General features: G+C 42.9%; 20 protein-coding genes and 1 tRNA gene. 12 read left to right on the top strand and 9 right to left on the bottom strand.

The window, feature by feature from the left end; translation table 11 throughout:
• Window positions 1-80: 80 nt before the first annotated feature.
• The 3 genes from QVP90_RS17580 to rsmD are packed head-to-tail and all read left to right on the top strand — an operon-like array spanning window position 81 to window position 2,063.
• Entirely contained in the window at window positions 81-767 is a 687-nt protein-coding gene (locus QVP90_RS17580) for a hypothetical protein (RefSeq protein WP_021937148.1), read from the top strand.
• Complete coding sequence (locus QVP90_RS17575; RefSeq protein ID WP_021937147.1) at window positions 748-1,539, top strand: DUF3822 family protein; 792 nt, start codon at window positions 748-750, stop codon at window positions 1,537-1,539. The genes QVP90_RS17580 and QVP90_RS17575 overlap by 20 nt, the downstream gene beginning before the upstream one ends.
• Window positions 1,530-2,063, top strand: coding sequence for a 16S rRNA (guanine(966)-N(2))-methyltransferase RsmD (rsmD, locus tag QVP90_RS17570; protein WP_021937146.1), 534 nt, complete (start codon window positions 1,530-1,532; stop codon window positions 2,061-2,063). The genes QVP90_RS17575 and rsmD overlap by 10 nt, the downstream gene beginning before the upstream one ends.
• A 38-nt stretch (window positions 2,064-2,101) precedes the next feature.
• Here the strand turns inward: rsmD and cls are convergent, their stop codons facing one another.
• From cls to QVP90_RS17555, 3 genes are all read right to left on the bottom strand, one after another.
• The gene (cls, locus tag QVP90_RS17565) at window positions 2,102-3,541 is read right to left on the bottom strand and encodes a cardiolipin synthase (RefSeq protein ID WP_264381136.1); all 1,440 of its coding nucleotides are present in this window, start codon (window positions 3,539-3,541) and stop codon (window positions 2,102-2,104) included.
• Window positions 3,542-3,727: 186 nt separating this feature from the next.
• Window positions 3,728-6,544 (bottom strand): TonB-dependent receptor, encoded by a 2,817-nt coding sequence (locus QVP90_RS17560; protein ID WP_264380763.1) that lies wholly within the window; start codon window positions 6,542-6,544, stop codon window positions 3,728-3,730.
• Window positions 6,545-6,618: 74 nt separating this feature from the next.
• Window positions 6,619-7,023, bottom strand: coding sequence for a hypothetical protein (locus tag QVP90_RS17555; protein WP_021937143.1), 405 nt, complete (start codon window positions 7,021-7,023; stop codon window positions 6,619-6,621).
• Between the two features lie 81 nt (window positions 7,024-7,104).
• Between QVP90_RS17555 and aroB the strand changes: the two genes are divergently transcribed.
• Window positions 7,105-8,166 carry a 3-dehydroquinate synthase gene (gene aroB, locus QVP90_RS17550; RefSeq protein WP_021937142.1) on the top strand — a complete coding sequence of 354 codons (1,062 nt, stop codon included), beginning with the start codon at window positions 7,105-7,107 and terminating at the stop codon, window positions 8,164-8,166.
• Window positions 8,167-8,183: 17 nt separating this feature from the next.
• Here the strand turns inward: aroB and QVP90_RS17545 are convergent, their stop codons facing one another.
• Together QVP90_RS17545 and QVP90_RS17540 are read right to left on the bottom strand one after the other, a co-directional pair.
• Window positions 8,184-10,898, bottom strand: coding sequence for a sensor histidine kinase (locus QVP90_RS17545; protein ID WP_021937141.1), 2,715 nt, complete (start codon window positions 10,896-10,898; stop codon window positions 8,184-8,186).
• Between the two features lie 15 nt (window positions 10,899-10,913).
• Window positions 10,914-11,780 (bottom strand): helix-turn-helix domain-containing protein, encoded by an 867-nt coding sequence (locus QVP90_RS17540; protein ID WP_021937140.1) that lies wholly within the window; start codon window positions 11,778-11,780, stop codon window positions 10,914-10,916.
• Between the two features lie 345 nt (window positions 11,781-12,125).
• On the opposite strand from QVP90_RS17540, the gene QVP90_RS17535 reads away from it, so the two are divergent.
• Window positions 12,126-12,199 (top strand) — tRNA-Pro (locus tag QVP90_RS17535).
• Between the two features lie 116 nt (window positions 12,200-12,315).
• On the opposite strand, the gene QVP90_RS17530 is transcribed toward QVP90_RS17535, so the two are convergent.
• From QVP90_RS17530 to QVP90_RS17520, 3 genes are read right to left on the bottom strand one after another with little or no spacing between them, the layout of a single operon-like run.
• On the bottom strand, window positions 12,316-12,789 hold the full coding sequence (locus QVP90_RS17530; protein WP_021937139.1) for a DUF4625 domain-containing protein: 474 nt from the start codon (window positions 12,787-12,789) through the stop codon (window positions 12,316-12,318).
• Window positions 12,786-14,942 carry a TonB-dependent receptor gene (locus QVP90_RS17525; protein ID WP_264381135.1) on the bottom strand — a complete coding sequence of 719 codons (2,157 nt, stop codon included), beginning with the start codon at window positions 14,940-14,942 and terminating at the stop codon, window positions 12,786-12,788. Before QVP90_RS17525 ends, QVP90_RS17530 begins: the two co-directional genes overlap by 4 nt.
• A gap of 47 nt (window positions 14,943-14,989) precedes the next feature.
• Complete coding sequence (locus tag QVP90_RS17520; RefSeq protein ID WP_025818967.1) at window positions 14,990-15,319, bottom strand: hypothetical protein; 330 nt, start codon at window positions 15,317-15,319, stop codon at window positions 14,990-14,992.
• A gap of 207 nt (window positions 15,320-15,526) precedes the next feature.
• On the opposite strand from QVP90_RS17520, the gene QVP90_RS17515 reads away from it, so the two are divergent.
• The 7 genes from QVP90_RS17515 to QVP90_RS17485 all read left to right on the top strand — a co-directional run bounded on the left by QVP90_RS17515 (window position 15,527) and on the right by QVP90_RS17485 (window position 23,681).
• Window positions 15,527-16,759, top strand: a complete 1,233-nt coding sequence (locus tag QVP90_RS17515; protein ID WP_005925894.1) for a 3-phosphoshikimate 1-carboxyvinyltransferase — start codon at window positions 15,527-15,529, stop codon at window positions 16,757-16,759.
• Between the two features lie 102 nt (window positions 16,760-16,861).
• Entirely contained in the window at window positions 16,862-17,284 is a 423-nt protein-coding gene (locus QVP90_RS17510) for a hypothetical protein (RefSeq protein WP_005925897.1), read from the top strand.
• 58 nt (window positions 17,285-17,342) lie between these two features.
• Window positions 17,343-18,134, top strand: a complete 792-nt coding sequence (locus QVP90_RS17505) for a metal ABC transporter permease (protein ID WP_005925900.1) — start codon at window positions 17,343-17,345, stop codon at window positions 18,132-18,134.
• A gap of 50 nt (window positions 18,135-18,184) precedes the next feature.
• Window positions 18,185-21,241, top strand: coding sequence for a type IX secretion system periplasmic lipoprotein PorW/SprE (porW, locus tag QVP90_RS17500; protein WP_441293878.1), 3,057 nt, complete (start codon window positions 18,185-18,187; stop codon window positions 21,239-21,241).
• 76 nt (window positions 21,242-21,317) lie between these two features.
• Entirely contained in the window at window positions 21,318-22,892 is a 1,575-nt protein-coding gene (locus tag QVP90_RS17495; protein ID WP_021937136.1) for a bifunctional response regulator/alkaline phosphatase family protein, read from the top strand.
• A 141-nt stretch (window positions 22,893-23,033) separates the two neighbouring features.
• Complete coding sequence (gene tsaE / locus QVP90_RS17490) at window positions 23,034-23,447, top strand: tRNA (adenosine(37)-N6)-threonylcarbamoyltransferase complex ATPase subunit type 1 TsaE (RefSeq protein ID WP_021937135.1); 414 nt, start codon at window positions 23,034-23,036, stop codon at window positions 23,445-23,447.
• 6 nt (window positions 23,448-23,453) lie between these two features.
• Complete coding sequence (locus QVP90_RS17485; protein ID WP_005925912.1) at window positions 23,454-23,681, top strand: immunity 17 family protein; 228 nt, start codon at window positions 23,454-23,456, stop codon at window positions 23,679-23,681.
• A gap of 426 nt (window positions 23,682-24,107) precedes the next feature.
• Here the strand turns inward: QVP90_RS17485 and QVP90_RS17480 are convergent, their stop codons facing one another.
• The gene (locus QVP90_RS17480; RefSeq protein WP_021937134.1) at window positions 24,108-25,418 is read right to left on the bottom strand and encodes a DUF58 domain-containing protein; all 1,311 of its coding nucleotides are present in this window, start codon (window positions 25,416-25,418) and stop codon (window positions 24,108-24,110) included.
• Window positions 25,419-25,662: the final 244 nt, after the last annotated feature.

Raw genomic sequence — 25,662 nt, 5'->3', positions numbered from 1 at the left:
AGTTCTCGGAACCATCGAATTTAGATTTATTTATTTTAATTTTGCGATGCGAATATAACAACTAAAAAAACATATTTATCATGAAAACAGTATTTAATATCGTATTAGGTCTGTGTGCGCTTGCTTTGATCTACATCTGCTACAACAGCATCATGGGGCCTATCAATTTTGAAGAAGCTAAAAAGCAGAGAGATCAAGCTGTTATTGCCCGCCTGATTGACATCCGTAAAGCACAGATGGAATTTCGTAATCTTAACAAAGGTCAATATACGGCAAGCTTTGATACTTTGATTGATTTTGTTAAAAATAAAAAGCTTCCTTTCTTATATAAAGTAGGTGAGTTGACAGACAAGCAGCTGGACGAAGGTATGACTGAGAAAAAAGCAATGAATATCATCAATAAAGCTAAGAAAACCGGTAATTACAGCGAAGTTAATAAACTTGGACTGGAAAACTTTAAACGTGATACAATGTGGGTAGCTGTATTGGACACAATCTATCCAAAAGGTTTTAATCCGGATTCTATGAGATACATTCCTTTCGGAGGCGGTGCTCAGTTTGAAATGGCTATCAAAAACGATACAGCTAAATCGGGTGCTCCTATTTTCATGTTCGAAGTAAAAGCTCCATACGATACTTATCTGGGTGGCCTTGACAAACAGGAAATTGCTAACTTGAAAGACCTTCAGACTAAATTGGGTAAATACTGTGGTTTGATGGTAGGTTCTATTGAAAGTCCTAATAACGGTGCAGGAAACTGGGAATAATAAAATCGACTTTAGTAAATCGGAACAATATACATTATCCATCCGTCTCAGTACGGATGGATTTTCTTTTTCTATCTACAATCCGATTCACGAAAGTTCGCTCTCTTTTTTTGAAAAAGAGACCAATGCTTCATTGTCCTTAACGGCAAATCTGAAACAGTTTTTCCGTGAAACCGAATTTCTCACTTTACCTTATAGAAGGGTAAATATCCTCATGGCAGACAAACGCTTTACGCATGTTCCTACCGTTTTTTTCGAAGAAGAACAAGCCGGAATATTGTTTTATCACAACCATTCCCCAAAGGAAAATGAAATAGTATTGCACAATGTTTTGTCAAGAAGCAACGTGACTGTCATATTCGGAATGGACAGAAGCGCTTATCTGTTTCTCAAGGAGCAATATCCCGAAGCCCGGTTCTATTCGCAAGCCAGTCCGTTAAACGAATACTTTTCAACTAAAAGCCGATTAGGCAATAGCAAAAAGATGTACGTATCCCTGCGTAAGAATGCAATGGATTTGTTTTGCTATGAACGCGGACATTTGTTATTGGCCAATTCTTTTGAATGTGAACAAACCGCCGACCGTATCTACTATCTGCTTTATATATGGAAGCAACTCGGCTTCGATCAGGAACGGGACGAACTTCATCTCACAGGTATTCTGGCCGACAAAGAAAATCTGGTTACAGAATTACGTAAATTCATCCTTCAGGTATTTATTATGAATCCGGAGACTAATATTGACATACAAGCCCTATTAACATGCGAGTGATCAGCGGAATATACAAAAGAAGAAGATTTGACGTACCCCGTACGTTCAAAGCGCGCCCCACCACAGATTTCGCCAAAGAGAATCTGTTCAATGTATTATCTAATTATATCGACTTTGAAGAAGGCGTCACTGCCCTTGATCTGTTTGCCGGAACAGGCAGCATCAGCATTGAACTGATATCCCGTGGATGCGACAGAGTGATCAGCATAGAAAAAGACCGGGAACATCACGCCTTTATCTGTAAAATAATGAAAGAGGTACAAACAGAAAAGTGCCTGCCTGTACGTGGAGACGTATTCAAATTTATTAACGGCGGACGCGAACAGTTCGACTTCATTTTTGCCGACCCCCCCTATGAGTTAAAAGAACTCGAAACCCTTCCGGAGCTGATATTCAAAAACAACCTTTTGAAAGAAGACGGACTTTTCGTATTGGAACATGGTAAACAAAATAACTTTGAAGATCATCCGCATTTCGTAGAAAGAAGGGTGTATGGAAGCGTCAACTTCTCATTCTTCAAGTAGAATCACGTCAACAGGCTGTTTGGTCCACTGCCTATTCTTTACAGCAAAGGTGCCAGCAGCCTTACCACTGATTCCATTGCTTTCTGAAGCCAAGGACGTTTTATCCAGTTTTTAAGGAACACTTGTGTACATTCCCTCTGATCGAGCATAAATATCTCTTTCATCTGTAAAGCAGTCACCATATCATACATAAAAGCATTTACCTCAAAATTATGTTCAAAGCTGCGGAAATCCACATTGGTAGATCCGACTGTAGAAAGCATATCGTCCGAAACCATCAGCTTGGAGTGTAAAAAGCCTTTCTTATAAAAATAAACCTTCACACCCGCCCGAAGCACGTCTGCCAAGTAAGAACGGGAGCCCAAATGAGTAATCCGGTTGTCGGCGCGTTCCGGCAACATCAGACGGACATCCACTCCGGACAATGCCGCAGCCTGCATCGCCGCCAATACCTGCTCTGTCGGCAAAAAATAGGGAGTCTGTATATAAAAATACCTTTGGGCACCGGAGATAGCCATCGTCAACCCCTGCATAATTTCTTTCCAAGGACCTATCGGCTCGCCCGTCACAATCTGCACCAATGAATCACCATACGAATCGATCTTCGGGAAATAACGTGAAGAGGTGATCAACGTACGATCTACAAAATACCAGTCAAGCAAAAAAGCACTTTGCAAACCGTGTACGGCTTTTCCCTGAAGCATTATATGTGTATCACGCCAGATTCCCCAAGAAAATCCCCGCATATAACGTTCGGCCAGATTCATACCGCCTACAAATCCCACAAGCCCGTCGATAACGACAATCTTACGGTGATTCCGATAATTCACTTTACTCGTAAACAACGGGAAACGTACTTTCAAGAAGCTACGCACCTCAATACCGGCTCCCCTCATATCTTCAAAGAAAGCACTCGGCACGTGCCAACATCCCACATCGTCGTAGATAACCCGCACTTCAACTCCGGCACGCGCTTTCCCGATCAAAACATCACGCACTAACCGTCCTACGGCATCATCCTCGAAAATATAGAATTCCATATGAATATGCTTTTCCGCCTTTTGCAGTTCCCTCAGAAGAGCTTGCAACATAGAATATCCGGAGGTGTAGGTGTCTACCCTGTTCCCTTCAAACGGCAAAGCCTGATTGGTATGCTGAAACAACTTAATGAGCCGCTCATAGGCTTCCGGCAGGACAGAAGAACCCTGAGCCAGATATTCCGCCATTGGCTTCTTCAATAGCCGTCCATAACTTTTTTTCCCAATGATCCGTTCACGACGCTGGCTACGTCCGAAAAAGAAATAAAACACCAGTCCTACGATAGGGAGAAACATCAATACCAGAATCCAAGCCATCGTCTTCACCGGGTTACGATTATCGAGAATCACAACGACAATCGTACCGATAATGGCTCCGAAATAAATGATATCGAAAGCTACTGTTGCTATTTGACTAAATATGATATTCCAATCAATCATAATAGCAAATGTAGATAAAAGGATCGGCATATCAAAGCATCTTTTTCATTAATGCTTATATATAAAAAACATCCGAATGTATTGCAAACACAAAATCAATTTTAATACAACGGAAAAACGATAAGAAAAAAGGTTCACAACTATAATTTATAAGTCATGAACCTCTTTTCTTTTTATGCGTAAAGTTTAGAAACGTAGTCTTCCGCCACCGTGACCGCCGCCGGGACCTCTACCACCGCCGGGGCCCATACCCGGACCGCGACGTCCGGGAGCTTTCCCCCCTAACGTATTGAAACGATATACAAAGTGCACCATGAAATAACTGCCCAATGTATTATATTCCGTGTCGCTCATCTGCGTTTCACTGATAGAACGACTCAGGTTGGTCTGCTGCTTGAGGATATCATAGATCTTGAAGCGAAGAGTCGCTGCATTGTTTTTAAGGAAATTCTTGGATATCTGTGCATTCCAAATAAGCTCATTATCATTGAAGCCACCTGTATACCCACTTTTAAAACGACAATTTATATCAGTCGAGAGATACATCTGCCAAGGAAGATTAACATTCGTATTACCACCCACGTAATAATCGAAAGTCTCACGATTACTATTCTCCTGTTTGCTGTTGCGTACCAGATTATAATTTACCGATCCATTGAGAGACACATCAAAAGCATCGCAACGATAATTACCTGTCAGACGTTCGCCCACAGCAAAATTATGAGTCGTACTTAACTCCTGGTTACTCTTATCCTTGCCAACCGTAGTATAACTCACAGCATCGCTATAACGGACATTAGCATTGGAAGACATCGTAAATTTCTTATTCTTAAACGGAGTATTGAACGAGAAATATCCACGGGCATTCCAATTGCCATTCACATTTTCTTTCCTGTACGTACGTGCACCTGTCTGCGGATCATAAGTCATCTTATTGGCAACAGAATTCAACGTATTCGAATAATACAAATTTAATGAATAGCTACGCATACTTTCAGGAGTGAACTTATTGTAATACAGAGAGAAAGTATTATTGAACGAAGGTTTCAAATTGGGATTACCATATCTCAAACTCATCGGATCGGTAATATCGATTACTTCCTGCAAATCTTCAATGTTCGGAGTACTGCTACGTCCACGATAACGGAACATTAATACATGCTGTTTATTAAACATATAGCGGAACATAACAGACGGCGCCCAATTCAACACATTTTGCTGAGGTAAATGACGATCGGAATTAGGGCCGATTGTCGTTTCACTCAACGAAGATTGCGGGGTTAAGCTTACCCCCGCACTATACATCATTTTAGGATGGATACCCCGGATTGAAAGATCGGCTGTATGCGTATCATAGAAGTTTTCCACTTTCGTACTCAGCTCATTATCATACCCCCGCTCAAAATATTCCGGATATGGATACTTATTTATACTATCATAAACCAAAGACTGGGCCAATTGTTTCCGGTGCGCAAACTCATAACGCAACTGAACGAAATGGTTCTTAAATACCGGCTCTGTATAAGAAGCCGACACGCTCCAATTCCGGCTGTCGCTCGTCCGGTTCGTATAGCGTGCTATATCCGAAATACTGTCTAACTCAAAAAACTCTGTACTGGATTCCGAATAACTGTCCGTCTCACCGTCACTATATCCGAAACGTGCTCCCACATGTATGTTACGTCCTTTATTGTTCAAGCGGCGAAACATCATCAGATTTCCATTAAGCGAATAATTATTACTGTTGGAAGAAGAGGAAGATATCTTGGCATTTACCGGGTCGTGGGTATTATTCCAGGTATCCGATCCGGAAGCATTTTCCGAGTTTGTTTTCGAATAACTGCCACTGGGGCGGAAAATAATCGTAGTAAGCGTATCCGGCCGCCACTCCAAACGAAAATCCACACGCAAGTCGTGCCGTTTACGACGTGACGTATTTTCACTGGCACCAAACGAAGACTGTTCTCCCAAAAATGTTTCCGTTGAACTCTTCCTACGGGCATCATTATCAGAATAACCATATTGAACGTTACCTCCCACTTGTACCTTTTTCGTGTCTTTTGCAAAGTTAACACCTAAAGAACGCGTCGTAGTGATACCCGAACCGGCATTACCTCCACTAAGCCCCTGACCGGCATCGCCAAATTCAGAGAATCCCTTATTATTTGTATTATTAGCAGCACCAATAATCGAAATACTGGCATCATCCTTAAACCGGCTGACCATCGCACCTGCTTCATAACGTTCATCACTACCGTAACCGGCAATAAGATTTCCAATCCATCCTTTCTTCATCCCCTTCTTTACAGTAAGGTCGAGCACGGCTTCTTCTTCACCATCATCAATGCCTGTAATACGGGCCATATCACTCTTCTTATCATAGGCTTTTACCTTTTCAACCATATTAGCCGGTAAATTCTTCATTGAGACACTGGGATCATCAGAGAAAAACTCCTTACCATCCACCATGATCTTTTTTATCTCCTTACCATTCAGAGTGATCTTCCCGTCTTTATCCACTTCTGCTCCGGGTATCTTTTTTACCAATTCCTCCAACATGGCCCCTTCGGCCACCCGATAAGCAGAAGCATTATACTCTGTAGTGTCCGCCTTTACCGTTACAGGAGGTGCCTCAGCCGTAATGACCGCTTCACTCAACATCACAGCATCGGACTGCAATGCAATGGTACCCATATTTTTTGCAGGAGCTTTTTCCGACAACTGGAGAGGAATATTCTGAGTAATAAACCCGATATAGGAAATCTTCAACACATACTTTCCGGCTTTCACCTTAGGCAGCGTAAATGCACCTTGTTTCTGTGTAGTGATACCGGCTGCCTGGGTGCTGTCCGGCAATGCTAACAATTGAACCGTTGCCATCTCGACAGGTTCCTTCGTGTCTTCTTCAACCACGCGTCCGGAGACGGTGATCACTTTGTTTTGTGCAAATGCAGAGAGGGTACATAGTAACAACAGTACCATCCAGATCGATAATTTTTTCATTAGTCTATGCGTTTGTAGTAGTGACAATTGTTTTTTTGACACTTGTCAACGCAAAAGGTTTAATGAGGTTACAATTATCTTTTAAATATTTTATCCACCATCGCCTTTTTCATCCCGAATTCAAGACAAAGGACGTTAATAACAAGGAAAGTCAAAAAGGAAGAGGTATCCACCGTCACCAAATCTCCCGTAGCCACCCGATAGAGCATTCCGCCAAAGACAAACAGCACAGTGAGAAAAATGGCATTACGCGTGGCCAGATTACGTATCTGTTCGGTCTCCCGGCTCTCATTCTTTGAGAGAGCAAAAAGGATCATAAGCGCGCCTACAATCATCAGAAGTTTGGTACATTCTTTATAAAACAGTAAATTGGTATCGGTTACCTTTCCCATCATCACAAGAATAAAAGGAAGAAAAAGAGCCACGATCAGAATTACATATCCCAAAGGGCGACAGTATACAGGTAGTAATGCTTTCATTGATTTGATGTTTTAATGAGACAAAAGTAAGCAAAAAAAAGTTTTTTATATACTTTTGTAGCGTAAAAAGCAAATCGAATTATGAGCAAGCAAGAAGTTATCCTGTGCGAGAGCCTGGAAGTCAGTCTTGGCCGTGCCATTGAAAAATGCCCGCACGACCGTCTGTTTATCCTGACCGATGAACATACCCATCGCCTGTGTATGCCTCAGATGAGGGAAGTTTCTTTTCTGAAAGACGCCATCGAAATAACCATCGGGGCAGGCGATGTACACAAAACATTGGAAACACTGGCTTCCGTATGGCAGGTTTTAAGCGATAAAGGCGCAAGCCGCCATTCGTTTCTGGTAAATCTGGGCGGAGGTATGGTGACGGATTTGGGAGGTTTTGCAGCCGCGACTTTCAAAAGAGGTTTCGCTTATATCAATGTTCCCACTACTTTGCTCGCCATGGTAGATGCATCAGTAGGAGGAAAAACCGGAATTAATTTCAACGGTCTGAAAAACGAAGTCGGTGTATTTGCCCCGGCGGACAGTGTATTGATTGAAACAGAATTTCTACGCAGTCTGGATGCCCAAAACTTCTTCTCGGGATATGCCGAGATGCTGAAACACGGGCTCATCAGCAATGTAGCTCATTGGGCGGAACTTCTTAATTTCAATACCGGTCTCATTGATTATAAGTATCTGAAAAAACTGGTAGGAGAATCAGTGCAAGTAAAGGAAAATATCGTAGAGCAAGACCCCTTCGAACACGGCATCCGTAAAGCTCTGAATCTGGGACATACCGTAGGGCATGCATTCGAGAGCCTGGCACTGGCAGAAAACCGTCCGGTACTTCACGGGTACGCAGTGGCATGGGGAATTGTTTGCGAACTATACCTATCGCATCTCAAAACAGGCTTCCCTAAAGAGAAGATGCGGCAGACAATACAATTTATAAAAGAGAATTACGGCAGTTTTACATTTGATTGCAAGCAATATGAACAACTTTATGCTCTGATGCAGCATGATAAAAAGAATACTGCCGGAGTAATCAACTTCACCTTGCTGAAAGAAATCGGAGATATCAGTATCAATCAAACAGCCGACAAAGATCAGATTTTCGGAATGTTTGATTTCTATCGGGAATGTATGGGAATATAAAGAGGATAGAATCCTCTTTATATTCCTTTTATTTCCTGATAAGGTATTGTAAACCAAAACACAGATCCCTTGCCTTTATTCGATTCAACACCGATTTCCCCATTCATATACCGGACAATCGTATCACAAATCGATAATCCCAGACCAATGCCTTGAACAAAACTGTTCAACTTCACAAAACGTCCGAATATCTTCTGCCGATACTCTTCCGGGACACCACATCCGGTGTCGGCAACATAGAAGCGGAGCATGCCGTCATTCAATCGGGAGAAGCCAAAATGAATGCTTCCTTCGGAGGTAAATTTAATAGCATTGGACAGCAGGTTATTCATTACCTGCATCAACCTGTTCCGGTCTGCATTTACATAGCATTCCATATGCAAATCATCAAACTGTAACACCAGCTTTTTCTCTTCCGCTTTCAGACGAAACATTCTTTCCAATTCCTGCATCAGATCATCCAGATAAACATTCGAATTCACAAATTCCAATGTCCCCGCTTCAATTTTCGAGAGATCAATAATATCATTAATCAATTGGAGCAATAATTGATTATTATGTTCGATGATATGTAAATATTCCTTGCGTTCCTTTTCACTTTTGGCAGAATCGAGTACACTGGAAAAACCGACAATGGCATTTAACGGTGTACGTATTTCATGACTCATATTGGCTATAAATGCAGATTTAAGCCGGTTAGCCTCTTCTGCTTTTTCCTTGGCGGCAATAAGTTCTTCCTCCATCTTTTTCCTGTCGGTTATAATCAGTGCAGAACCGATAAGGGTCAATGGCTTGCCCGCATCATCCGTTTCGTCAACTGCTGCCCAAACCTCCAGCCAGTCATAATCCGTATAGGGGACAGTAAGTGCACGAAGTTTTTCGTTCACTTTCTGCTTTTTCCCGTCTCTCAAATCCCGAAAAGCCTCTTTTATCCGTTTTAAATCGTCTTTGTGAATTCCCTTCACTATTTCCGATACAGGCATGGCAAAAGAGTCTTCTTTCATTTCCGATGTGGCACCATTCCTAAGTTCTCTATTACCATCAAACCAAATACAGTTCTCTACCAGATTCCATCTCCAAGGGGTAATATTTGCAATACCGAGTGCCATAGACAATTTATGATTAATGGTCCGTAATGACTGACGAGTATGAATAAGCTCGGTAGTATCCACACAGAACACATTAATCACCTCCGGAGTATCGGAGTTCATAACAAGAACGTCATAATCGTGCCCGTTTCTGGCATGCATAGGAAAAGACACTGTTTTACGTTCCCGCCCTGCTACGTCCATATACTTCTTTAAACAGGCGAAAACTTCGGAACTATTCAGTACACTTCCCCGTTTACCTAAGGCCTCTTCTTTCTTGCCAAAATGTTTTTCGAAGCTGGGATTAACATCTATAATCAAATAATCATTTACCTTGTCATCCTCTCCTCTTATCAGCCGGCATCTCAGATAAACAAGAGGCATATCATTAAACAGATCATTATAATTGCTCATTAAATAGATCTGTTTTGCCTGTATCCTACGGATATTACTCAAGAAATGGATGCGAACCAACAAAAGAATCATTCCGAAAACAATACATAGCAAAACAGCACCCAAAATATACTTGTACTGCTCTATGAAATTTGCAGGCTTATCATAAAAATAGGTATTCGACGGACAAAGACCAGGCTCCAACCCGGTTCTAAGCAATTCTTCATAATTAAAAACAGGACCGGCATTCACTTTTGTAGTCAGTATCTCAGAAGCTTTGCTTCCATTCAGAATTTTAATACTGACATCCGCTATTGCCTTACTTATATCTTTCGACAATGAAAAATAGCCACCTACCAATCCCGTTTTCCCATTCATATCGCCCAATGTGAATACAGGCTGCATGCCATACTGATTCAACAGTTTATAAGTACGTGCAGACAATAATGACGTATTGGAAGAAGGAATATCAAGCACTTCCCATGCTGCATACAATACCCCTGTATTTTTATCAGTCCGTTTAAGATAGCTCACTATTTCCTCCATGCTCTTTTGCCCCTCTGTAAAAAAACGTAATCGCAAATCGGGAAAATACTTCACCACCGCTTCTGCTACCTCCTGCCTGCACTGAGCACTAAACCATCGACGATCCGAGATGAATACCAACTCACTCATATCGGGAATCTGCCCATACATCAAATCGATTGTCTCCTTTATATAATAGGGAGCATATACTAAAACCACATTGTGCCCGTTTATGATACTTCGCAATGGTATCTGTTCTCCACGTGGAATAGCCATTTTTTGGTAATAAACGCTGGTGGGCCCCACATAATTGTTTTCTGTAAACAGAATTACCGGAGTGTCTTTCCATCGCCTTTCCAACTCTTCATGAATCAACATCCAAGTATTCCCGCCCATTATAATAACGAGTGCCGGAATTTTATTTTCATATTTGGTAAACAGATTCATTCGCACTGTATCCATCTGCATTTCGTCATACACCTGTGCCAAATTCAGGTTCTCTGGTGAAATTGCCATACCTTTGTATTCTACCGGCAAACTATGAATCAACTCACTGATAATATGATTACACAGTGGCGAAAGGTCTGAGTTTGCATTAACAATAAGAATTCCTCCGTCTTTCAGTTGCAGGTTTGTAGCAAACAAAGGACATAAGAAAACCTGCAACAATATAATTCCGCATACTGTCCTCCACCTACGTTTCCAAATCTTTTCTGCTTGTTTCATTTGTTTTATTCATTTTTATTTCTGCATTCTATACTCCAAGAGCGACATACCGGTATGTTTCCTGAAGAAACGTCCTAATGAAGACTGATTGGCAAAATTTGTCTTAATAGCAATTTGCTGGATATTCATAGTAGAGTTCTTCAGCAACGCCTTAATTTCCAAAACAATATATTCAGTTATCCAATCTTTAGCCGTTTTACCGCTTACTTCCTTGATTATCATAGACAGATATTTGGAAGTAATAAACAATTTATCGGCATAAAAAGCTACCTCTCTGTTTTCTTTGTAGTGCTCCATTATCAGTTTAAAAAACTGATCGGCTAATTCTTCTTTACGTGCATCCGGCTTATGCCCTCCCATCAACAGAGAATCATTAAGATAAGTATTATACAGATCAAGATAGAAGAATCTCAGCAAATGAATCAAAGCTTCTCTCCGGTAAGGCCCCTGTCCCTGCCTTATCCGGTTCGAAATCAGATCAAAATACATATTGAACCCAGCCACTTCACGTTCATTCAAGGAAAACCAGAAATGACTCCTCATATAAAAAAAATAATGAGGAGAAAAACGATGTACCCCGCTCAAAACATCCTCATAAAAAGAGGATGAAAGAATAAAAGTAAGCGTTATAAAGTCATCACTAAAATTCGTAAACGACACAAGCTGTCCCGGGAAAAAGACAGCTAATTCATTTTCACATAACAGATGTTCATTATCATATATGTTAATATTCGCATTGCCTTTTAAACAGAAAACGATCAGCCCCGTCTGGATATAAGAAGGATAAGTTGTCAAAGGAAGATACTTCAAATTTCTGCAGATTTTGAATTCATCGCCAAGGACACTGATTTCTAACGATCCTTTTATTTTACTATTTGGCATTCACTAATTTATCTTTAAAATATTTATGCAAAAATATAATATAGCTGATTATCGGGTACAAATACAAGAATTCCGGTATTACATTACAGAAAAAAAGCACATACTATTTACATTCTTTCATAAACAAATACGAAACATTTAAAGTTTTATCCTATAATATATAATAACCTTTTTCTTTATAATCTAATGAAATCAGAATGAAAAACACTTCAAAAATAATACTTTTACAGCAGAAATTATGGATCAATCATTCACTCATTATCAAATCAAAACATTTTTAGGAAGAAATTATTCATGCGTTTCTTGGCTATTTAAAAATAAAGTACTACTTTTGCATCCGCAATTCGGGATGTAGCTCAGCCCGGTAGAGTACGCGTCTGGGGGGCGTGTGGTCGCAAGTTCGAATCTTGTCATCCCGACTACCGAAAATCAGCCATTTACAATCAAGTAAGTGGCTGATTTATTTTTTAGTGGAACACATTTGGGATCAGGCTCAGTTTGAAAAGTCCGGCCCGATACAAACGCCTGTTCCTACTCATTTTTCATGTACATGTAAAGATGCCGTCGTACTAAGCACAATATTACGGGCAATATAACTTTCATTACCTGCGACATCCGTACAATACACCATCAAATGATAATTCCCGGGAGTTGCATCTGCAGGAATTACAATATCGTGATGATGTATGTGTGCAGTTTTTTGACCGGAAACATCATATGAACGGTTGAATGAAAAAGCCGTTCCACCTCTTTCTACCCTGGTTCTTCCATGCGAATGGTGATCGAAATTATTATGAATATCTATTTTGTAAGACTTCAGCATGACATCATCCGAAAGATCCATCTCAAAATGCACACCTTCTTCCGAGCCGATCAGTAAAGCTTGCCCTTCAGCCGGTTCATGTAGTTCAATCACTGGTTTAATGGTATCACTATCATTATTGTCACAAGAAAAAAATGTAGCTGCGGAAATCGCCAGTATGGCTATGAAATATTTTTTTGTTTTCATTTTAATAATCGTTTAATAGGTATTTTAATTAATAACTGAAAGTTCCGTCCCGGTTCTGGTATCTCCATCTTCCGGTAGAAACTGAGATGATTGTAATGTCGGGTATCGAATATATTCCGGGCTGTCAGTGTTATTTCAACTTTTGTTCCTCCAACCGGAAGATTTACTGTTCCACCAAGATGGAACAAATCAGTTCCCGGAGTGCGATCTTCATTACGATCTACCCGATTTTGAGAGGCAATGGCTTGCCACTCTGCATAAACGGCAAATTGATTCTTCCTCCATGTCAACACATTACGCATGGAAGCAGGAGGTGAAAAACTCAGTGGAATATGCTCGTCACAATTATAAGTATAGATATATTCGCCGGAGAAACGATAATTGAACCGATGAAAAAAATCGACACTGAACGCTGCTTCCAAACCGACGAACACAGCTTCTGCTTCCGCATACCGGTAAATTTGTCCGGCATGAGGTAACACAGACCATTCTCCGGTAGAGTGCAGAAAAATATAATTGCTAAACCAACTGACATACGGAGAAATAGAAGCAGACACGCCCCGACGTTCAAAAAGATAGGAAGTATCCAATTGCCATCCTTGCTCGGAAGCCAACAAAGCATCACCCTGTTCATGACGGAAAGTCCCATGATGTACTCCATTGGAAGCTAATTCATTGGCACCGGGCAAACGGAAGCTACGACCGATATTTATTTTCAACAGATGCACCGGAACCGGATTCCATACCATTCCTAATGACAGAGAATAATCACCAAACCGCTTGTTTACTTTATGACTGTTCCAACGATAAGACTCCACCTGTTCCTCGTCATAACCCTGTCCTATTAAATAAGTCGCCAGATAATTGTCTTCATGAGACGAAATATGAACCGCACCGTAGTCATAGCGTATCCCTCCCGAAACAGAAAAAGAATTGTTGGGACGATAAGTGGTAAGCCAGAGCAAGCCGGTAGAAAAACGATGATATTCCGGTAACAGAAAGGCATAACCGGAGATCGCATTTCGTTGATGTTGAACATCCCAACCGACCGTATGCTCCCAAAAAGAAAAACCGAACAAGCGTAACCTGACCGAAGTGCTAAAAGTATTCAGTTCAAAAGCCAGCTCTTTATCAGGATCTTGTTCGGGCGGTGATTGTGTCCCATAATGTGTATGAAACAGGCTCCATTCTTCCCGGTGATTATTCTGAAAGCCCAAATCCGCTGACAGAAGTACCTTTTCCCAAACATACTGCTGATGGGTAGTAAACTTCACATGATTCACTTTACTGAAGGGTAATTCTATATTACGATTATCCCCGTCATCCTGTAACCGTGATATATCGGGAATCCCATGTGCCCCCGGAAAAAAACCGTTCTTCTGAAACACATTACTCACCATATAATCCGACTTATATCCACCCCGATGATACCGGGTAAAGAAACTGACATTCCGTTCAAATCCGGCCGTATTCTTCATCCTCTGCCCATATAACGGCATTTTCTGAGTCAAATAAACCACCGTATCCGCCGGTACCCGATAATCCCCGAAATGCTGTTCGGAATAACGGATTTTGGCAAACCATACATTTTTTTTAAAGCCCAGCATAAGAGAACCGCCCACCGTACCATTCACTGTTTTTCCCAAAAGCGCCGCTTCCGCGAAAAACTGATCGGCAACAGGCAAGGCAGCCTGTTGAATATCAATTACCCCTCCCATAGCATCACTTCCATAAAGCAAGGAAGAAGGCCCTTTCAACACACTGACGGTCTCTACATTAAAAGCATCCAATTCCAATCCATGATCTGCTCCCCATTGTTGCCCTTCCTGTTTCACTCCGTTCTCCGATACAACAATCCGGTTGAATCCCATTCCCCGGATCATCGGTTTCGAAGCACCGACTCCGATATCCATTGCCTGCACACCTGGAATATTAGCCATAGCTTGCATCAAGTTACCGGTAAAGTTTTTCCGCAAAAAGTCCTTGTTTGCCACATCAACCGTAAGTGCCGTCTTTTTCATCTGATATTGCCGGTACGATTCCGTAACAACCACTTCAGATAAAGACACACTTTGTATTGAATCGGACTTTTGCGCATGGACGCATAGGGTAAAGAATACACCTAACACGCCCGAAATAAATCCGATACGCATCATTTACAATTTATTGTTTATAATACTGTGAAAGAAATAAGAAGTAATTATGCTACCGGAGGTCCGCGCAGATAATGGGAATAAGAAAGCGCATATGCTATCTTTTCCGGGTAAGTAACCCGCTCATAAGGGACGAGCGGCAATATCAGTATAAAATCGGATGAATCGGCTTCCGTAAAAAGAGAAAGAGAGTATTTACAGACAGCACAATCATCACAAGCATTATGCGAATGGTGGGAATGATGAGTATCCGGACAAGAAGCAGACACGGCATTTTCCGCTTCGTGATGGTGAAATGCTTTCACCACGAAGAAAGGCATGAATGTTGCAAGCAACAACCATGAAATGCAGACTCTTTTTCTAATGCTTCTTCTCACCGGGTCTTTATTTACATCATAAAGGGAATGGCACAAAGATATATATCCGGGGCTATATATGCAACTATGCTACCTGTATTTTCATAAAATATCCATTAATTTACCAATAGATAGGTATATTAAGATATCTGTTACTCCGATAATCGAATTATGCGAAAATAAATCCTTATTTTTGCAGGTACATTAATTATTATCGTATCAAAAGCCATGCGTTATAAACTATCAGTTCCTTCCGCCGTGAAGGCTACCATACAATTACCCGCTTCTAAAAGCATCAGTAACCGTGCACTTATTCTCAATGCGCTTGCCCAAGGCACTACTCCGCCATGCAACCTGTCCGATTGTGACGACACGCTCGTCATGATTAAAGCATTGGATGGAAACAACGAAACCATAGATATCATGGCAGCAGGAACTGCCATGCGTTTTCTGACCGCTTATCTGAGTACGACTCCCGGAACCCATATTCTCACCGGAACAGAACGGATGCAGCAGCGTCCTATACAAATACTGGTCAATGCCTTACGTGAATTAGGGGCACAAATCGACTATGTGAATAAAGAGGGATATCCCCCCTTACGTATTCATGGAAAAGAACTGACGGGAAATGAAATCACCTTGAAAGGGAATGTCAGTTCGCAATACATCTCTGCACTACTGATGATCGGACCCGTTCTGAAAAACGGACTTCGCCTGCATCTTAGCGGAGAGATTATTTCCCGCCCTTACATCAACTTGACATTACAGCTGATGAAAGACTTCGGCGGACAGGCTTCCTGGCTTTCGGAAAGCAGTATCGAAGTGTCTCCGAAACCTTATATACCGGTATCATTTATGGTAGAAAGTGACTGGAGTGCCGCTTCCTACTGGTATCAAATAGCCGCTCTGTCAGAGAAAGCGGAAATCGAACTTATCGGCTTGTTTCCCAATAGTTATCAGGGAGACAGCCGTGGTGCAGAGATCTTTGCGCGCCTGGGTGTAGAAACCGAATTCATCCACGAAGGAGTTCTCCTGAAGAAAAACGGAACACTCCCGGAACGGTTAGACGAAAACTTCATAGATATCCCCGACTTGGCACAAACATTCGCAGTGACCTGTTGTCTTTTAGGCATCCCCTTCCGCTTCACCGGCCTGCAAAGTCTGAAAATAAAAGAGACAGACCGTATTGCTGCATTGGAAAACGAGTTGTATAAACTCGGCTATATCCTTTGCGACGAACAAGACAGTATACTCTGTTGGGAAGGTGAGCGTTGCGAACCGGAAGCCGAGCCGGTGATAAATACCTACGAAGACCACCGTATGGCAATGGCTTTTGCACCGGCAGCCGTCCGTTTCCCGAAGATGCGCATTGCAGATCCGCAAGTGGTGACCAAATCCTATCCGTCTTACTGGGAGAACTTGAAACAAGCAGGATTCAAAATCAGTATAGAACAACCCTGACAGTTCCAACACCACAAAGGCCAGATAATAATCTGTGTTAATCTATATAACCTGTGGTGAATAAATGAGTACCTTTGTCTCCAATTTAAGGATTTCGAGAATATGTGGATATTATTAATAAGCCTGTTATTGCTTGCCATCGTGGCAATGATTGCCGGATACATCCGCAACAGAAGGCTGCAAAAAAAGATAGATGCCGGAGAGTTGGAAAGCTTTCCCGAAGTGAAAGAAGTAGACGCAGAATGTTGCGGACAGCACGAAGTCTGTGAAAAAGACAGCCTGTTGGCTGCTGTAAGTAAAAAGATAGAATATTACGATGACGAGGAACTGGACCGATTCATCGGCCGGGCACCGGAAGCATATACAGGTGACGAAATAGAAATGTTCCGTGACGTATTTTATACCATGCAGGAGACTGACGTAGCCGGATGGGTGCGGAGTCTGCAATTACGCGGTATCAATCTGCCCGATGATATAAAAGACGAAGTTTTTCTCATTATAGGAGAACGGAGAATACATCCCTGAGATTATAATAAGTAACTCCCTTTCTCCGTTATTAATAATTAGTAAGTTAAGCATCTGGATGGATCTGTTACAATATACCTTTTTTCAACATGCCTTGTTAGGTAGCCTGCTGGCCAGTATAGCCTGCGGAATTATCGGCACTTATATAGTGACGCGCCGGCTGGTATTCATCAGCGGAGGAATTACACATGCCTCCTTCGGCGGCATCGGCTTGGGATTGTTTGCAGGAATATCCCCTATCCTTTCGGCGGCCATATTCTCGGTATTATCGGCTTTCGGAGTAGAATGGCTGAGTAAACGGAAAGACATGCGCGAAGACTCTGCCATTGCCGTATTCTGGACATTAGGGATGGCATTGGGCATCATGTTCAGTTTCCTCGCGCCGGGATTCGCACCGGACTTGTCTGCCTATCTGTTTGGCAATATACTTACCATCACCACAGGAGATTTGCTGATGCTCGGTATACTTGCGACATTACTTATCCTATTCTTTTGCCTGTTCATCCATCCGATTATTTATGTGGCATTCGATCGTGAGTTCGCCCGTTCGCAAGGAATCCCCGTAGCAGCATTCGAATATCTTCTAATGATGTTTATTGCCTTAACCATTGTCTCCTGTCTTCGTATGGTAGGCATCGTGTTGGCCATCTCGTTGCTTACCATCCCGCAAATGACGGCAAACCTGTTCACTTACAGCTTCAAACGCATCATCTGGTTATCCATCGGTATCGGATTTTTAGGATGCTTAGGCGGCTTGTTCGTATCCTACCATTGGAAAGTACCCTCCGGGGCTTCTATCATATTCGTATCCATCTTAATCTATGCCGTATGCAAAGTAATAAAAAGATGAGAGGTAATGTGCCAATGTGCCAATGTGCCAATGTGCCAATTAGCTGCGCTGTGAAAAAAGTTAGCAAAGTAATTGGCGCACGGGTACATAAATTCATTGGCACATTGACTCATTTCCGCATTGGCACATTGGCACATTGGCGCATTGGCACATTATTAATCATCCTATTACTTACGGGATGCTCGACTAAAAAGAATACGAAAGGAAGCCGTTTCTATCATGCGATGACTACCCGCTACAATGTATACTTTAACGGGAATGAAGCCTATAAATCGGGATGTAAAGCTATCGAAAAGGGGAATAAGGATAACTACATGGAGATGTTGCCGCTCTATCCTATCGGTAATAAATCGACGGTCGGTACCGGAAGCGGTGATTTTGAACGTGCCATCGAAAAATCGCAAAAGGCCATCGCCGTGCACTCCATCAAGCGAAAACCTCCCCGGAAGCCGGGAAAACGCTATACACCCGAATACAAACAATGGCTGGCACGCCGTGAATTCAATCCGTTCCTGCACAATGCCTGGATGCTGATGGGAAAAGCACAATTCCAGAAAGGAGACTTTCCGGAAGCAGCCGCTACCTTCTCATACATCGCACGACTCTACGCCGGACAGCCCAAAATCACGGCAAATGCCCGTATTTGGCTTGCCCAATGCTACACACAGATGGGGTGGTATTATGATGCGGAAGATGTTTTGCAAAAAGTGAACAATGACAGCCTTCCGGCTACACTGGCTCCGGCATATTCCAGAACATATGGACACTACTTGCTGGGAAGCCAACGTTACCGGGAAGCCATTCCCCACCTACTTACTACCATAAAAAACGAAAAGAACAAACGGCAAAAATCCCGCGAGTATTTTCTTTTGGGACAACTATACCAATTGTTACAAGACCCGGCTAAAGCATATCAGGCCTATGGAAAGGTTATCAAACTCAGCCCTCCCTATGAGATGGAATTGAACGCGCGTATCCGCCAGACGGAATGTTTTTCATATGGAGAACTAAGTAATCCCGCACAAGTAAAGAAGGCCACAGACAAATTGTACCGGATGACACGCAGTGATAAAAACAAGGAGTACCTCGATCAGATTCATTATGCATTAGGAAACATCTATCTTTCGGCCAAAGACACTGCCCAAGCTATCAAAGAATACCATCTGGGAGTAGAAAAGAGTACACGTGGAGGGGTGGAAAAGGGAATACTGCAACTCACCTTAGGCAATCTTTGCTGGCAAATGGGACGCTATGCCGAAGCACAAACGGCCTATGCTGATGCCACCGGATTGCTGGACAAGACACATCCGGAATATGAAGAGGTCACAAGACGTTCTGAGGTATTGGATGAGTTGGTACCTTTCGCTACTGCGGTAGAATTGCAAGACAGTCTGCAACATCTGGCCTCATTGGATAGCGCTGCCCGTATGGTGGTAATCGATACATTGATAGCACGGGTTATTCAGAAGGAAGAGGAAGAAAAAAGATTGGCAAAAGAGGCCGAACGGGATGCCATGCGTGAAGCTGTTGCTGCCGAAAATGCTGCCAATGCTCCGCAAAGACCGACTACCACACAACCGACTGTCCCTACCGGAGACAATTCCTGGTATTTCTATAATTCACAATTGGTGACACAGGGTAAAGCAGATTTCCAACGTCTGTGGGGACGCCGCAAATTGGAGGATAACTGGCGAAGACGAAATAAAACCGTGGTTTCTCTGGATGACTTCGACCCTGTCAATTACGATGAACCGACAGCAGAAGGAGACTCGATCGGCAATGGAGGTACTCAAGACGAAAACATATCCGGTGACGGCGAGAGCCTGCAACCTGCTGCTCCGGGTTCGGAACTGGCTGCCGACACAACGACCATCGACGAAAAGAATCCGTTGTTCTACCTGCAACAAATTCCATTGACGGAAGAAGCGATGGCGGCTTCCAACGAAATATTGTCGGATGGATTGTTTAACATGGGAATGATATACAAAGATAAACTGGAAGATTTCCCACGTGCAGAACATTCGTTCGGACGGTTAATCCATGATTTTCCCGACTTCGCCCAATTGGATGAAGCATACTATAACCTGTTCCTGATGTTGGGACGAATGGAACGCATGGCGGATGCCAATCTTTACAAACAGCAGTTGATCGAGCGTTTCCCGGACAGCAAATATGCCAAGACACTCTCTGATCCGGACTTTGCCTACAACGCCGTTTATGGAAAGCACTTGGAAGACTCGCTCTATGCCGACACGTACAAAAAGTATCAGGCAGGGGAGTATAACCGGGTAGTGACGAATGCGGAGTTATCCGCAAAGAAATATCCGATGGGGCAACACCGCCCGAAATTCATGTTCCTGCATGCCGTAAGCGCCCTGCAAAGAGGAGACCAGAAACAATTCCTCAGCGAACTGAAAGAGCTGGTACAGCAATATCCGGAAAACGAAATTACCGATCTTGCCGCACATATCCTGAAAGGAGTACAGGAAGGCCGTCTTCTGTCGGAAGGCAGTGTTTCTTTCGGAAGTATATGGTCACGCAGAAATGCCGACATTGCTTCAGACAGCACACGGACAGCCGGAATGGACAGCATTCCGGAATTCAGCGCGGAACGTAACACACCATTCGTGTTCGTCCTTGCGTACGAAGAAGGAAAGGTAAACGAGAATCAGCTTCTTTATGAAGTGGCCCGTTACAACTTCTCCTCATTCATGGTAAAGAACTTCGACCTCGCCTTCTCCCACGACCGGGGTATCGGCCGGTTAGTCATCAGTTCCTTCGCCAATTATGACGAAGCGCAATATTACCAACGCCAGCTCTACGCTGATCCGCATATGAACGAAAGGCTCAGCGGAATGAGAGCGATCCTTATTTCTCAAGCCAATTATGAACTATTGAACCAGTTCTATAGTTTTGATGATTATGACACCTTCTATCAACGCACTTTCAATCCGTTACCGGCCGGTACAGACGAAGACCTGCCGATAGACGGCAGCACGTTGGATGAACCGTTGCAGAACCTGCCACCGGTAGACGAGAACGCCACTGAAGACGAAGATGAAGGCGAAGAGATAGACGATACCGGCGGCTCTTTCTATGTATACTAAAGCGTATCCCTCACGGGTATCGCCATGAAAGCGCAACCAAATAGTAAATAGTAAACTGTAAATAGTAGATATCAAGATGAAGAAAGACCGATTACTTTGGGTAGATGACGAGATAGACCTTCTCCGCCCGCATATTCTTTTCCTCGAGTCGAAAGGCTACGAGGTTCATACTGTAAGTAACGGACAAGACGCTCTTGACCGTTGCCGTGAAACGGACTATGACCTTATCTTCCTTGACGAGAATATGCCCGGTATCAGCGGGCTCGAGACATTGGCACAGATAAAGGACATCTCTCCTACCGTGCCTGTTATCATGATTACCAAGAGTGAGGAAGAGGATATTATGGATATGGCAATCGGCAGTAAAATAGCCGATTATCTGATTAAGCCTGTCAATCCCAACCAGATACTCTTATCTTTAAAGAAAAACCTGCACCGCCGCGACATTGTGTCGGAAGTGGCGCAAACAGCTTATCAACAGAATTTCGGTAAAATAGGCATGCAGATCAATGACTCCCTGACTGCCGACGACTGGATAGAGCTCTATCGCCGTCTCGTCTATTGGGAACTGGAGTTGGAAGCAAGCGACAGCCCCATGAGCGAAATGCTGTCCATGCAAAAGACAGAGGCCAATACCGCCTTTGCCAAATTCATCAAGAGAAACTACCTTGACTGGATGAAAACAATGGATCCCACACGCAAAGGGAATATTCCGCAGGAGGCCCCAATGATGAGTCCGGACTTGATGAAACGCAGTATTTTTCCTTTACTCGACCAAGGGGAGAAAGTCTGTTTCCTTGTGCTCGACAACTTCCGTTATGACCAATGGCGTGTTGTAGCCAGCGAGTTGTCGGAACTTTTCACTTTCGAAGAACAACTCTATTTCAGTATTTTGCCTACGGCCACGCAATATGCACGTAATTCGATATTTTCCGGACTCATGCCCGATCAGATAGCGCGTATGTTTCCTGATTTGTGGGTGGACGAGGACGAAGAAGAAAGCAAGAATTTGAATGAAGCTCCACTGATACAGACCTGCTTCGACAGGTATCGCCGTCAGCATACTTTTTCGTATCATAAAATAAACGATGCATCTGCCGGTGAACGCCTTGTCGCCCAGCTTCCGCAACTGATGCAAAATGATCTGAACGTGGTAGTTTTCAACTTTATCGATATGCTGAGCCATACCCGCACGGAAAGTAAGATGATCCGCGAACTCGCTTCTACGGAAGCTGCTTATCGTAGCCTTACCCTGTCATGGTTTCGCCATTCACCGGTACGCGACTTGCTGAAAGAACTTGCAGCCCGAAAAGTACGGGTAGTGGTTACCACCGATCACGGCAGTATCCGCGTAGACAATCCTATCAGAGTACAAGCCAACAACGGAGAAATCAACACAAACCTGCGCTACAAACTATCGCGCAATATGTCGTACAACCCGAAACAAGTATTCGAAATAAGCCGCCCGGCAGATGCCCTGTTACCATCGCCCAATGTAAGCACGAAGTACATCTTCGCCAGTGGACGCGACTTCCTGGCCTATCCTAACAACTTCAATTATTATGTATCTTACTATACTAACACTTTCCAACATGGAGGTATCTCGATGGAAGAAATGATCATTCCGCTTATCACGATGAAGGGAAAATGAGGTGATTCGAGATGGGAGAAGGGAGATTTGAGATGGGAAAATGGAGATGGGAGAATTTAGGGGGATGTGTTTAGAGAAAAGGGAAGAAAAACATGATGTAATTAATAGTAAACAGTAAATTGTCCAATAGGAAATAAAATTATGGAAATTAAAATTCAATCATTAGACCAGATACACGAAGCTGCACGGGAGTTTATCTCTGCTATGGGTGACAATATGGTCTTTGCCCTTTACGGAAAAATGGGAGCCGGGAAGACTACCTTTGTAAAGGCACTTTGTGAAGAGTTAGGGGTTTCGGATGTTATCACTTCTCCTACGTTCGCTATCGTTAACGAATACCGCTCCGATGAGGGAGGTGAATTGATTTACCACTTCGATTTTTACCGGATCAAAAAGCTCAGCGAAGTATACGATATGGGATATGAAGACTATTTCTATAGTGGTGCTCTCTGTTTCATAGAATGGCCGGAACTGGTGGAAGAACTCCTTCCGGGTAATGCCGTAAAGGTAACCATTGAAGAATTGGAAGACGGAAGCCGGAAAATCACTCTTTAGTAAACGATGACACCGCACTACTTTATTCTGGGTCTGTTCGCCCTTGCCGGAACCATCTCCCTCCTTGCTTCATTATTAAATTGGGGATGGTTCTTCACTGCACACAATGCACAAGCTGTTGTCAGACGAATAGGTCGTACCCGTGCCCGAATTGTTTACGGTATATTGGGATTGTTATTGATTGGGATGGCCTTCTTTTTCCTCCATTCTCTTGGAATTACGATTAGAATGTAGTATATTTGCCAATGTAATCATAAAGTAGATTCAGTTAAACTGTACATAAAGGAGGAGATCGCAAGATTTCCTCCTTTCTTTTATATATACCCGTGAAAGGGGTTCCAAACAGGATATTTAGTATACTTTAGAACAGTGTTTGCCGGAAATATGCCGGCATGTTACGGTTCGTCACACGGCATGTTACGGTTCGTTTCATTACTTGTTACAACGCTTTGCATTATCGGTTGCAGTAGAAAAGGTACTTTTTGCCGGATGACGTTCTTCTTAGTTAAGAATAAGTAAATCTGCTCTTGACAAAAACAGGAGACAATGACAAACCGGCATCGATTACAATCCGGAAAATGATAACATATCAATCACTTATCACTAACCATTAACCACTTATCACTAATCGCTTGTCACCTATCGTTTAACCGCTAACCATCATATCAACTGTCTCGACTTCATCTCCAAATATTTATTGATAACATCGACAGACAAATTATCGGGAGTAGTCAGGACGGAATAGATGCCGTGCTGTTTTAGCGTATTTACGATAAGCCGTTTCTCATACGCAAACTTCTCGGCAATGACATGACGATAATACCCCTCAGTGTCCGCAGGTTTGCCGGCAACATATTCTTTCAGATCGGCATCTTCAAAGAACACCACCAATAAGCGATGCTGGCGAGACAGTTGTTGCAGATAAGGCAGTTGCCGATTCATACTGTTGAGGTTACTGAAATTGGTATAGAGTATTAACAAACTGCGTTTCCCTATATGTTTGGCCAAGTGCACGCACAGGGCGGAGAAGTCGGTTTCCCCGAAAGTGGTCTCCTGCGCATAAAGACTTTCGAGCAAAGTCTGCATCTGCCCCGTCTGCTTGGAAGCAGGGACAAAGGTATCGAAATGTTCGTTAAAAGTCACCAGCCCCGCTTTATCATCTTTACGTATAGCCACATACGAAAGAACAAGTGAGGCATTGATGGCATAATCCAACAAGGTCATTCCTTTAAAAGCCTGCTGCATGATACGCCCTTTGTCTATCACATTATATATCTGCTGCGAACGTTCGTCCTGATATACATTGACCATTAGCTGATGCCGCCGTGCACTGGCTTTCCAGTTGATCGTACGATAATCATCTCCTTTCACATAATCCTTTATCTGTTCGAACTCCGTCTGATGACCCACTTTCCGGATTTTCTTTATACCTAATTCCGTGAGGTTATCACTCATAGCAAGCAACTCGTAACGGTGTAACATCAAGTAAGAGGGATATACTTTTATCTTTTGTGGCCCGGCATCTGTAAAACGACGTTCAATCAGTCCGATACGCGTAGTAACAAACACACGGATGTATCCGAAACCATACGTCCCCCGCCGGGTGGGATGCAAATGATAGGTAATCGTTTTCCCTTCACCGCTTCCGAGAGACAAATTAAAACAGATATCACGCTGCTGGAATATAACAGGCACCTCATCGATAACCGACAACCGGACAGGGAAAGCATAGCTGCTTTCCACGCGCAAATGTACCTCGTTATCATCTCCATTCGAGAAACGGGAAGAACATTGCCGGAAACTCCTGATCCCCTTCGTGCGATAGAGAAGAAGAAAATCCATCGCAACCGCAAAAATTAAAACAGCCAATGCGATCTGCCCCAACAGGAACAGAGTACCCAACATATACCCGCCGCAAAGCAGCAGGATAATGACAAGGATAAACAGATAAAAACGCCGGGACAAATACATGAATTTATTTACGATTTGACGATTTACGATTTACGATTGAAATAACTCTTTTTTATACTTGAGTCCACTTTAAAAAGTCTTTTTCGTCAGAAATTAACGCCCTACAGACACTTCTGAATGGGGGTAAAAGTGCTAAAATGCACTTTTTAAAGTAGACTCATTCTTTATTATTTAACTCATTCTCTATTGTTTATAAGCTTCTTGTTCGATGAAGTTTTTGCTCCATCAGTTTCCGTTTCAAGAC

Origin of the sequence: Bacteroides sp. CAG:189 (assembly GCF_000432295.1) — a bacterium.
In the GTDB taxonomy this organism is placed as follows: domain Bacteria; phylum Bacteroidota; class Bacteroidia; order Bacteroidales; family Bacteroidaceae; genus Bacteroides; species Bacteroides salyersiae.
This window is presented reverse-complemented; position numbering and strand designations above follow the sequence as displayed.